At 44.8% G+C, this 12,003-nt stretch carries 8 protein-coding genes and 1 pseudogene; 3 read left to right on the top strand and 6 right to left on the bottom strand.

Annotation, left to right across the window (positions count from 1 at the left end):
- Nucleotides 1-103: 103 nt before the first annotated feature.
- Complete coding sequence (locus H6F50_RS21930) at nucleotides 104-1,648, bottom strand: sugar ABC transporter ATP-binding protein (RefSeq protein WP_190430337.1); 1,545 nt, start codon at nucleotides 1,646-1,648, stop codon at nucleotides 104-106.
- A gap of 88 nt (nucleotides 1,649-1,736) precedes the next feature.
- Nucleotides 1,737-2,714 carry a substrate-binding domain-containing protein gene (locus H6F50_RS21925; RefSeq protein WP_190430336.1) on the bottom strand — a complete coding sequence of 326 codons (978 nt, stop codon included), beginning with the start codon at nucleotides 2,712-2,714 and terminating at the stop codon, nucleotides 1,737-1,739.
- Nucleotides 2,715-3,415: 701 nt separating this feature from the next.
- On the opposite strand from H6F50_RS21925, the gene H6F50_RS27755 reads away from it, so the two are divergent.
- Nucleotides 3,416-3,541: a hypothetical protein gene (locus H6F50_RS27755; protein WP_277879374.1), complete on the top strand. Its 126-nt coding sequence runs from the start codon at nucleotides 3,416-3,418 to the stop codon at nucleotides 3,539-3,541.
- Between the two features lie 200 nt (nucleotides 3,542-3,741).
- On the top strand, nucleotides 3,742-5,886 hold the full coding sequence (locus H6F50_RS21920; protein ID WP_190430335.1) for a peptidase domain-containing ABC transporter: 2,145 nt from the start codon (nucleotides 3,742-3,744) through the stop codon (nucleotides 5,884-5,886).
- A gap of 10 nt (nucleotides 5,887-5,896) precedes the next feature.
- Here the strand turns inward: H6F50_RS21920 and H6F50_RS21915 are convergent, their stop codons facing one another.
- On the bottom strand, nucleotides 5,897-6,628 hold the full coding sequence (locus tag H6F50_RS21915; RefSeq protein WP_190430334.1) for a hypothetical protein: 732 nt from the start codon (nucleotides 6,626-6,628) through the stop codon (nucleotides 5,897-5,899).
- A gap of 1,012 nt (nucleotides 6,629-7,640) precedes the next feature.
- Complete coding sequence (locus tag H6F50_RS21910; protein ID WP_190410010.1) at nucleotides 7,641-8,345, bottom strand: actin-binding WH2 domain-containing protein; 705 nt, start codon at nucleotides 8,343-8,345, stop codon at nucleotides 7,641-7,643.
- 257 nt (nucleotides 8,346-8,602) lie between these two features.
- Here H6F50_RS21910 and H6F50_RS28050 point away from each other — a divergent pair.
- Nucleotides 8,603-9,432, top strand: a protein-coding gene (locus H6F50_RS28050; protein ID WP_347277199.1) for an IS5 family transposase whose coding sequence is annotated in 2 segments (ribosomal slippage) — nucleotides 8,603-8,993 and nucleotides 8,993-9,432 — 831 coding nt in all. Because the reading frame shifts where the segments join, the coding sequence is not laid out codon by codon here.
- Nucleotides 9,433-9,621: 189 nt separating this feature from the next.
- Here H6F50_RS28050 and H6F50_RS21900 read toward each other — a convergent pair.
- Both H6F50_RS21900 and H6F50_RS21895 read right to left on the bottom strand, forming a co-directional pair.
- Nucleotides 9,622-11,334 (bottom strand): adenylate/guanylate cyclase domain-containing protein, encoded by a 1,713-nt coding sequence (locus H6F50_RS21900; protein WP_242029160.1) that lies wholly within the window; start codon nucleotides 11,332-11,334, stop codon nucleotides 9,622-9,624.
- Nucleotides 11,335-11,373: 39 nt separating this feature from the next.
- Nucleotides 11,374-12,003: pseudogene (locus H6F50_RS21895) on the bottom strand (FAD-binding oxidoreductase); the annotation flags it as partial.

The raw sequence follows: 12,003 nt of genomic DNA, 5'->3' as shown, positions 1-12,003 counted from the left end.
GGTAGGATACCAGCAACCTGAATGAAATTTTTCCAAGCTTGACGATTACTCGCTTTAGAGCGATCGCTCGTTCCATTTCTGGTGGTTCTTACTTCTGTTTGACTCATGATTTTGCTACCTCTCTTGCCCCTGTGGCATAACCCATGATGTTCTCTTGTGTAATTGCTTCCCCAGTTGAGCCGCCTACTTCACCAACCAGGCTTCCCGCACGCATCACCAAGACGCGATCGCTCATTCCCACGATTTCCGGCAGTTCGCTGGAAATCATCAAAATGGCTACACCTTTTGCTGCCAGATCGCTAATAATTCGATAAATTTCGCTTTTCGCGCCGATGTCAACGCCGCGCGTAGGTTCATCGAGCAAAAGTACCTTGGGATTAATTGCCAACCAACGGGCTAGCAATAACTTCTGCTGATTTCCCCCAGATAAATCCATTGCCCTGATGCTTGGGCTGGCAAGACGAATCCCTAAGTTGCTAACGGCATCAGCCACAATTTTAAAAAGGGATTTTGAGTTGATGATGCCAGAGGTTGCCTCTCGTCCAAGGACATTCATAGTGATATTTTCACCAGAACTTATCTCCAGAAATAGACCGAGATCCTTACGATCTTCTGGGACATAGGCAATTCCCGCTTTAATTGCATCATCGGGTGTCGAGATATTGAGAGAACGACCTTCCAGTTTTATTTCACCGCTAGCCTTTCGGTCAGCACCAAAAATAAGACGAGCAATTTCAGTTCTGCCTGCGCCAACCAAGCCTGCTAAACCAACAATTTCCCCAGCATGCAGTTTAAAACTCGCAGATTTTACCTTGCGCCCATCACTTAAATTCTTTACCTCAAGGACTACTGAGCCAGGATGGGTTTGACGCTTATGTTCGTATAAATCCTGTAAAGAACGACCCACCATCATTTCTACTAAGCGAGGGGCGGAAATTTCACTCCTCTCCAGAGAGCCTATATACCCGCCATCTCGAATCACGCTAACGCGGTCAGCAAGCGCATAAATCTCTTCCATCCGATGGCTAATGTAAATAATCGCAATCCCTTCATTCCGCAAGCGGCGAACAACCTCGAAAAGTTTCTCTGTCTCTCGGTCTGAAAGCGCTGCTGTCGGCTCATCCATTACTAGAATGCTGCTCTTGTGTTTGAGCGCCCTAGCAATTTCAACTTGCTGCTGTTCTGCAATGGAAAGGGTTGAAACCAGGTCGCCCGCATCAAAACTCGCGTCGAGGTTTCTCAATACCTCAGATGCTTGATGCCGCATTCCGTCTCGGTCAATGAAGGTGCCTCCTTTCTTAAGCTCGCTCCCCATGAAAATGTTTTCAGCAACGGTCAGATTTGGGGCGAGATTAAGCTCTTGATAAATAATGGCTATACCCAAATTTCTAGCTTGACCTGGGTCTGTCATCTTAACAGCTTGACCGTCAATTCTGATTTCCCCTGCATCGGCTATATAGGCTCCAGCCAGGATTTTCATCAGCGTACTCTTGCCTGCACCATTTTCACCCATAAGGGCATGAACTTCCCCAGGATAAATAGTGAGATTTACATCATGCAAGGCGGTGAAACCATTAAAGGTTTTTGTAATTCCTTGCATTTCGAGTACGGGTTTAGTTTTTATTGAGGGTTGAGTGCTACTTGCCATCAGAAATCCCTGTAATGTTTGTGAAAATACGATTCAAATTGATGGATTATCAAGTCATAAATTGGTGCAATTAACGACAAAAATTTCGTTATTCACTTGTCCAGCCTTTATGCTGATTCACGTTTTCACGAGTAACCAACGTGACTGGAATGAGAATGTCTGGATTGGCAGGCTTGTTCCCTTTGATAATGTCATTCCCGACCTGTACTGCCTTGGCTGCCATGCGAAAGGGATCTTGAGCCGCAGTCGCAACAAATAAGCTATTTTCCTGCTTGAGCGCATCTAGAGCTTCGGGTGCGCCATCGACGCCAACAATAAAGAACTCTTTGCGTTGCGCTTGTGTAGCAGCTAGCTCCGCACCAATACCACAAGGATCGTTAATTGCAAAAACGGCATCAATTTTTGGGAAGGATGTGAGCAAATCGCTCATGACTCTCAATCCCCCATCACGGCTACCTTCTGCATTCTGATCTTTTGAAAGGATCTTGATATTGGGATATTTGGAAAATACGCTCAGACATCCTTGGACTCGCTCAACAACTGAAGCAACAGGAGGTCCGTTGATAATTACAACATTGCCTTGACCCTTCAATCGATCGGCAATGTATTGACAACTTACTTCACCTGCTTGCACGTTGTTGGAGGTAACAGTGGCATCAACACCTCCTTCAGCGGCAGTATCAACTGCAATGATTGGAATTCCTGCTTGTTTAGCTTTTTCAACCGCTGCAAAAATCCCCTTACTGTCAGCAGCATTAAGTATAATCATGCTGACATCTGAGGCAATGAAATTTTCAATTTGATTAAATTGCTGATTTAAATCGTCCCCGCTGGAGACGAGGGTTGTGCTAACGTCCGCACCGCCAATTCTCTTAGCTGCCGCCTCTGCACCCTTACCAACTTGTACAAAGAAGGGGTTGCCGAGATCGCGCACTGTGACAGCAACGGATGAAAGTTCTGAACTATTTTGTTGGCTGTTTTGAGCGTTCCGGGGAGCTGATGTGCAACTCACAAGAGCGCTACTAGCTAGACTAAAAAGACTCAATGCGATCGCTACTCGTTTCACCTTAAACTCCAATGAATGCTCATTTGGAAAGAGTCGCGCGAATCTTAGCCCGCAAACCAAAAAGTAATCCTTTCAGATTGAAGCTTTAATACCTTAAGTTTTAGGTAATAAAATTCCAAATATAGGGTTATACAATTCCTTTTTATTTCTTGCTAGTAAAATTTTCTCAATTCAATTGCTGGAACGCTTATTTGAAGAAAAATGTTCAGGAAATCCCTTCTTGCTTCCTCCTCAGAAAAGTTATTTTTTCCTAAAATTTATTAAAATTGTGTAAGCGTTTTAGAGTTTCAAAACTAGAGAAAACTTTTTAGCAAAAGCCACTAAAGGTTTTGTTTAAAGGCTTGCAGAGTCTTCTTCTATTTGACTCGCGATATCGTATATTTTGCGACTTAAATACTGAGTTAGCATCAATCTCAAGATAGAGGAAAGACATTTAAAACAAGCAAATTTTATTGAGTTTTGTGTATGAGTTCTTATAAAGATTGTTGGGATTATTCATTCAATGCTTAAGAGGTAGGCTAAAGTAGTTATAGCTAAGTAATACGGCTTGTTAATAATTAATAACTTTTTGTTTTAATGTATTTGATTTAATGTAAAGAGGTAGGACTCTTGTCAAGAGGCTGGGATTGTTCAAACGCCTCATATTAGATGCAAACGTCATAATTGCAGAAATGTTTGACCAAGGGTTTTATCAAACATTCATGACAAGTTATGTAAATGTGGTTACTTGCGTGTTGATTGAGATTTTCGCTTTGGAGCGATCGCTCCCATCGTTGAGCTGGGTTGATGAAAACCCAAATATGCGTCTCTTATCTGCTGCTTTGTGATTGATGCTCGTTGCGAAAACTGACTGAGGCGGTCACGAATGTCAAAAGGAAGCAGCCACGATCTTCTTGTAGTGACTGCTTTTGAGCGCCTCCTAACTCTATCAACCGTTCAAGTTGACCATTAGATTTTGTCTATAGTGCGCCTATAGTGTGTTAGTTACCGAACCGCATAAATCCTGACACTATGGCATGAGTTAAGCATGAAGTACGAGCATGTCTTACAACACAGTGAAGAAGACTGCGGAGCAGCTTGTCTTGCTGCGATCGCGAAACACCACGGGCGGACTTTTACGCTCAATCGCATCCGTGAAGCCGTAGGCACTGGGCAGCTAGGAACCACATTGCTAGGACTCCGGCGGGGTGCAGAAGCACTCGGTTTTAATGCTAGAGCAGTGAAAGCTTCACCACAGATTCTTGACAAATTGAAGCAAGCACCGCTACCAGCCGTCATTCACTGGAAGGGGTACCACTGGGTTGTTTTATACGGGCAGCACCGGAAAAAATATGCGATCGCCGATCCCGCTGTCGGCATCCGTTACCTCACTAAAAACGAGCTAGCGGCAGGCTGGACAAATGGCATCATGCTGTTACTAGAGCCAGACTCCGTCCGCTTTTCTGCCCAAGTTGATGATAAAGTTGGCGGTTTTGGGCGTTTCTTTAAACCCGTCTGGGCTTACCGAGGGATTCTGGCTGAGGCATTTATCATTAACCTTGTCTTGGGGTTGCTTTCCCTGACATCCCCCTTCCTCATCCAAATCCTCACCGATGATGTGCTGGTTCGGGGGGATACCCAGCTACTAACGGGTGTCGTGACTGCTGTTATGGTGATGAACGTTGTATCCAGTAGCCTCAGACTGGTGCAATCTAACCTAATCGCCCATTTTTCTCAACGGCTCCAATTAGGCTTAGTTTTAGAATTTGGCAGAGCAATTTTGCGTTTGCCGCTTTCCTATTATGAAGCTCGTCGCAGTGGCGAAATTGTCAGCCGCTTGCGAGATATTCAAGAAATTAATCAGTTAGTTTCTCAAGTCGTTGTCAGCTTGCCGAGTCAGCTATTTATTGCCATCGTTTCTTTTAGTTTGATGTTGTTCTACAGCATCAAACTAACAAGTGTTGCTGTGTGCATTGCTGTTGTTATGACAATTTCCACAATTATTTTCCTACCGACACTGCAACAAAAAACTCGGAGCTTATTAGTCTTAGAAGCAGAAAATCAAGGCATTTTAGTTGAGACTTTTAAAGGGGCACTGACGCTCAAAACGACTACATCTGCACCGCAATTTTGGGAAGAATTTCAGAGTCGCTTCGGTCGCCTTGCTAATATCACCTTCCGGACAATTCAAATTGTCATTATCAACAGTACCTTTTCTGGATTAGTTTCTAGTATTGGTAGCGTCATTTTACTTTGGTTTGGCAGTAGCTTGGTGATTAGCAAAGAATTAACTATTGGGCAACTGTTAGCTTTTAACGGCATGAATGGAAACTTTCTAGCGTTTATTGGGGCAGTCGTGGGATTTGTCGATGAACTCACTCGCGTTCAAACCGCCACCCAACGTCTTACGGAAGTAATTGACTCTACACCAGAAAATCCAGTTGATGACAAAAGACCCTTTGCTAAAATTCCGGGAGATGCAGATATTATTTCCACAAATCTCAACTTCCACCACGCTGGCAGAACTGACCTTTTAGAAGATTTTTCGCTAACCATTCCTGGAGGAAAAGTTATTGCACTCATTGGTAAATCTGGCTGCGGTAAAAGCACCCTGGCGAAGTTAATCGCTGGATTATATTCACCACATTCTGGAAATCTCCGCATTGGCATGTATAATTTACAAGATTTATCACTTGATTGCTTGCGACAACAGGTGATTCTCGTTCCTCAAGAGCCTCACTTTTGGAGTCGCTCAATTGTGGAAAACTTCCGCTTAGGTTCCCCTCACGTTGCATTTGAACACATTGTGAGAGCTTGCCAGATTGCGGGTGCAGATGAATTTATCAGCAAGCTACCCGACAAATATCAAACCGTTTTGGGTGAATTCGGGGCAAATATTTCTGGCGGACAGCGGCAACGATTAGCAATTGCCAGAGCGATTGTAAACGAGCCGCCAGTTCTGATTTTAGATGAATCCACGGGGGGACTCGATCCGGTGAGCGAAGCGCAAGTTTTAGAGCAGTTGCTGTCTCACCGCCAAGGTAGAACCACCATTTTAATTAGCCACCGCCCCAGAGTAATTAATCGAGCTGATTGGATTGTTTTTCTGGAGCAAGGTCGCTTGAAATTGCAAGGTTCTCTGGAGGAGCTACAAGCCCAAACTGGCGCTCATTTGGACTTTTTGATTCCCTAAAGTGAAATGATTATTTTACAGAGGCATTGGTGAGGTTAACATTGCTGGCAGAGGATGCGGAGAGGCTTTTTATGGTAACGTTCGCCGTGGCGGATGTCGTGTTGTCGCCTAAGAAAATCAGGTTGGAAGCTGTGTAAGGGTTGAGATATCCGGGAGGCGGTGTAAATCCGGTATATTGACGCAGATTGCCTTGCAAAACAGGAAAGGTAGAACCGTTCATAAACAGTTGATACTGGTTGTCTTTTACATACAATACATAGTTATTCATCGTTTTCTGGACGTTGAAAGTTACTTTCTCGCCTTGAGTAAAACCAACGTTTTGTGCCCAGATGCTATTTTGCCAGAAACCTAATTCCAGCCCATAAGGTTGCGTTTCACCAGAGACGCCATTGCTCATCACAATCAGACTGAAGCCTGCACGATTGTTGTTGAGGTGAGTTTCTGAACTCACCTTGACGCTGAAACTGATACTATATCCGGTACTGCGGTCAAGCAGCACTGGCGATACTTTGAAGTAGCCTGCTTGATTACTGGTATTACCCGTATTCAAAATAGTGCCTTCAGTGGAAGGCGTTGCAGTCGGTACAGGAGACTTAAAAGCATTTTCTTTATATTCCCATCCTTGTTGAGCGGGCGTTTGATTTGGCTGTGATACGCCGTCGTAAAGAGGAACGGCGTTAGCAGAAGTGGCTCCCATCGCTAAGGTAAAGCCAACAGTAAGGGCGGCTAGAGTTTTTTTCATGAGTTTGTTTCCTTTGATGACCATCTCGTAAGTAAAAAGCCGATGTTTATAATTTTTTTGCGGGTTGGACTAGCATGAGAATGCAGGTTGTCTTTGAGCTTTAACGCCAAAATTGGCTCAGGAGATTTTGGATGGTACTTAAGACAGAAGACAGAAAAAATTAGTAGTTGCGGGATTTTTAATTGTCATTGCTACCTGTTTCTCCTACCTACCACTTCCAAAAACGTTCATCGCTTAACAAACCTGCAACACCTTACAGGGGCGAGACAAAGCTTCTAAAAACTTCATAACTGGAAGCGATCGCTCTCATACATCTCATAAAGCCGATGTATGACACTAGGAACTCTCGAATTCCTAATCAATCCTGATTCCAGATACTTTACATCTTGCACCTACCAAATCAAAGCTCTGCCTTGATTCCTCTCGTTCTCTAGGCTGACGCTTAGAAACGAGGGGTGGAGGGATTGTTGCCTTCCCAGTTCCCAGAGTAAGGTGCAAAATGTCCGTGTTCCCTACCCTACACTCAAATATCCAAATTCAACGAACTGTAGCTTCGCCACTGAAATGAGTAGATTTCACCGCTGATCTGAGGATATTGCTATCCGTATTATCACCGATGAAAGAATCCTTTACCCTAAATTTATAATTTAGGTGGTTTAAATGAAGTTTCTGTGAATTAAGCGCGATCCTGGAAGCGATCGCATCATTTTCTGATATTAATCGTGAGCCAGAATCACTTGTTAATATTATCTAGCCGAAGTTTTTTCCTTAAAAACAGTAACGATTTACTACAGAAATTACAACTATCAACTATTTATCGATATATATAGCAGTTCTCACTTTGTTTCGATATCTACTCGTAACCTCACCCCTAACCTCTTCTCTGAAATTGAGGAGGAGCAGGGGTGGGTTTATGTACTGCTTCCAAACAAGAATTCCGATATTTTAGCTAAGACCGAGCTAAGTAGGATGGACAATCCTGAACGTAGACAAGTGCTATTTGAGTGCAGCTTTAATTAAAACCTAGAAGGTGTCCAATTGCTTTGAAAATACTCAGATAAAAATTCCCTTCCATCGGTCGAAACAATACAAATTGTCCAGGAGTTCCAAAAAAGGGTCTGAGTGTCCAGCCTAATTGACAGCCAACTAAAGCATAAAGAATTAACCAAAATTTCAGAACTCTGGTACGAGTTTCTTGTGCTGCTTCGCTATCTTGTACGGACATAAACTGTATTCCCTGATAGAGGAAAGTGACGCCAGTCAATCCGGTGAGAGCAAAAATACCCACATTTAACAATACAAAAAATTGGTAGTTGTGGGCGGTCAACAGAAAAACTAGCGCTACGGGTGCCAAGCTAAATTCTAGAACGCTAATCACGGCGACAGAAGTTAGAAGCATGGCGAAATACTGTCCAATACTTTTGCTTGAGCCAAAAAGAATGCTGAAAAAATATAAAGTTGGCAAGCAAAGAATCAGCGTGATTAAGTAGAAGCAGGGAAGTTTAACAGCAGAGGACAATGCTTGTAAAAAGCTATGAGATGAACCGATAATTGCGCCATAGGCGGCAAAAAAGAGGGAACTACAAACGAGTAGAGAGGTGATTTTACTGGGAAGTCTTACGCCTTGACGAATTTCTTCCATAAATCCTTGGCGATCGCGTAGCAGCCCCATTAAAACGGTAAAGTAGTGGGTGGTTTGAAATTCTTGTTTAATCATGGTGCGATCTTTTGACTCAGAGCCAAGAGAGGTTCAATAATAAACTGGGGATGATCTACATTCCTTAACCTCGCTTTTTCGAGTTGAGCCGGAAATATTTAGAGATTGGCTTGTTCGCAGTCCTGAAAAACGTGAGAATCGCAAGTCTTCTACAAAAATAGACTTCCTGCATGAATAGGAAAGTCATGTGACAATTGCCGATTGTAGCCAGCTCAAGCACGCTAGAGTCTCAATAGAAATGAATGCCAGAAGTAGAGATGCGATATCGGGAATTGGAGACTCTATCAAATCCTGAGTTCAAACGCTGGTGTGGTGTGAGCCGAGGGACTTTCCATGCGATGGTCGAGGTCTTACGCCCACACCTCGATAGACAAGGACGACGGGGTGGACAGGCGAAGCTGAGTGTCGAAGACCAATTATTAGTAGCCTTGGCTTACTGGCGAGAGTATCGCAGCCAGTTTCACATCGGGGTGAGTTGGGGGTTACATGAGACTACAGTGGGACGGATTATCACAAAAGTGGAAGACCTGTTAGTCAAGAGTGGCAAGTTTCGTCTCCCAAGCCAGCGTCAGTTGTATCAACCGGGGTGGGAGTGGAAGGTGATGGTGGTCGATGTTGGCGAGATGGAAATTGAACGCCCCCAAAAAAACAGAAACGCTACTACAGTGGAAAGCAGCGTTGCCACACGCTAAAAGCACAATTGCTGGTGGAGTTTGAAACCGGGCAAATCATTTGTACTGCTGTAGACACCGGCAGAACCCATGACTTTAAGCTACTCAAGCGCAGTCGTTTATCGTTTGTTCCGTCTCAATTGTGTTTAGCCGACCGAGGATATCAAGGATTTGCTAAACGTTATGGGGGAGCATGTACTCCCACTAAGAAGCGACACAAGCAGCCCTTACCTGACGAGGAAAAGCAGCATAATCGAACCTTGGCTCGGCTCCGAGTACGAGTAGAACATGTGATTCGTCGCCTCAAGATCTTCCGCATTTTTTCAGGACGTTATCGCAACCGCAGAAGACGGTTTGGTTTGCGCCTAAACCTGATTGCTGGCTTACTAAACTACGAACTGGCACATACTTCCTGATTCATGCAGGAGGTCTAATCTATAGTGGAATCGCACTGACTTCAGCCCTGAACTAAAGTTAGGGATAAGAGCTAAAATCAGTTGAAATTGGCCCAAATACTGGGGAAACAAAGGCTTTTAACCTGTTTTAAGCTTTAGCTTTAAGGTGAGAGATTTATCTCAAGGCTCTTATATATCAGTACCATTCATCTATCGTGAATCGTCTTGATGTCTGCCTTTGAGGAGAAAGCTTTTCATCTCCCCTTTACCTTTTACCTGGATAGTTCCCCGTTCCTGAAACTGGTACTTATGCCGTAAGCGTTCATAAGTTGCTCCTGTCACTTGAATGCAACCCGCAATGCCTTGGGATTCCATACGGCTAGCAATATTCACCGTATCGCCCCACAAATCATAGATAAACTTTTTCGTGCCAATAACGCCTGCAACGACGGGACCCGTATTAATTCCAATTCGGATGGTGTAGTGTTGAGGGCGAGAAGTAGACAACGCTTCGCCAATCTTGGTACTTAAGCAAGTCATTTCCTCCAGCATATCCAGTGCCATTTCCGCGATCGCTTCCGCGTGATCTTCTGAAGGCATTGGCAGTCCTCCTACCACCATATAAGCATCTCCAATTGTCTTAATTTTCTCCAAACCGTGGCGATCTGCCAGTCGATCGAAGGCTGAGAAAATCTGATTGAGCAACTCAACCACATCAGTTGGGGAAATCCGAGCCGAAAGCTCAGTAAAACCAACAATGTCAGCAAACAATACCGTCACATCGGCAAAGTTTTCCGCAATCGTGCGCTGTTCCTGTTTTAATCGATGGGCGATCGCTTCTGGAAAGATATTCAGCAGCAGACGCTCAGATTTTTCCTGTTCTGCTTGCAAATTTTTTAAAGCAGTAGCGAAGATATTTGCAATCACCCCAGATAGCAACACCGCCGTCAATACTGTCATCGCTTGCAGTACCGTAGCTAGCGTGCTGGTTCGGGCGATTTCAAGGCGCGATCGCTGTACGTCAGCATTTGCCAACCCAATTACTTTAGTGGAAACACTTGCCGCTTGCTCGTCAAAAGTGCTGATTTTGCTTCTAATTTGGGCGTCGAGGTTGATAATTTCTCGGATCGCTAACTCGTAAGCATTCAGATACTCCCACGCCGCCGCCTTCTGAGTGGCATTGAGTTGGGGTGCTTGTTGAATTCCCTGGCGCAAACGTTCCACCGCCTCATACATCGCCTGGATTTTGTCCTCCTGACGGTTGGAGAGATATTCTTTCTCCACCGACTGCATTTCCCGATATGAAATCATCAACTCCGAACTGGCAGAGAGTTGCAGCGTGTCGTGCAATAGCCGCGAATTTTGCTCTAACCGCGCCAGCACCCCCACATCATCGATTCCCAGCGTCCCCACCAACGCCACAGCTTCTTTAAAGCTGCTAGCATAACGCTCGACAAGCTCTACATAAGCCACCAATTCCGGATTGCTCCGACGCAAAGCATCGCTAACCTTCCCACCATTGAGTAACTCTTGCAACTGGCTGCTGATATCCAGGGCTTTGTCAATTTGCTCCCGATGCGCCTGGACATAATCCTGGCTAGCGCTGGAAAATCCCATAGAAGGCCAGCTCAAAAAAAAGTCTTTTTCCAGTTGGCGGGCGTCTTGTAAGGCGGCATCCATCTGAAATACTTTTGCCTGCACCTCAATGCTGGTGAGAATCGCCGCTTCTGTCTCTCGCACCACTGCATTCAGCGACAGCCAGCTCGTCATCGCGACTTGTGTAATCAGCAGCAGCAGCGCCACAACTGCCCAAGTAAACTTGCTGGTAATGCTCAAGCGATGCCAGAGTTTACCTAAGGATAAAGGATGAAGTCTCAAGCGTGAAGTATCAAGTGTAAAATTTCCTCTTTTAGGCTTCATCATGCTTGCCTCTATGGTTTCTTTTACCCTTACCGAAGGGCTTCACCCTAGATTCTTCAGGCTTCTATAATCGCCTCCGGAGCCATATTTCCAAGCTTGGAGGAAGCGATCGCAGTAGTATCGAGGCAGTGGCGGTAACGTCTTCGTCCACGGTTGCAGGGCGGTTGCTAGAGGATATAAAGCCGTGTAAATTCCCAAGTTTAGGTAGTGAACCATCCAATCTAGAAGCATCGGGATTCCCACTAAGGGAATAATTCGAGCCACTAATCCGGGGTAAGTGACGGCTGTTTTTAACAGGGTTTTTGATAAGGCGGGAAACTGGACGACATCTTGTAAAAATGGGCGTAATACCTCATCTCCTAGCTGTTCCATCGCTTGAAATACGCTAGAAAGCAACTGGTTGATTTGATTTGGGTCAACTTTTTGCTCGATTTCCACGCCCATTGTTCTTTGAAACAGCCAGGTTACGGCAATATTCGGCTGATAAGGTTGCAAAAGTGCCAAAGCATTTTTAGACACAGCATCTACTTCTAAAGCCTCGTGAATGCCTTCTGTTAACCGTTTCAGGTGTCGCACCATCGCCCCAAACCCGCCAAAGCTGACGGGAGATTGGTTGCCACTGCTATCTCCTACGGGCAGAATGCGACTCCAAGGCATCTTTAGTGAGTTGCG

The organism is Coleofasciculus sp. FACHB-712, from assembly GCF_014695635.1.
Taxonomy (GTDB): Bacteria; Cyanobacteriota; Cyanobacteriia; order Cyanobacteriales; family FACHB-T130; genus FACHB-T130.
The sequence above is the reverse complement of the archived record's forward strand: the minus strand, read 5'-3'. Positions and strand labels throughout refer to the sequence as shown.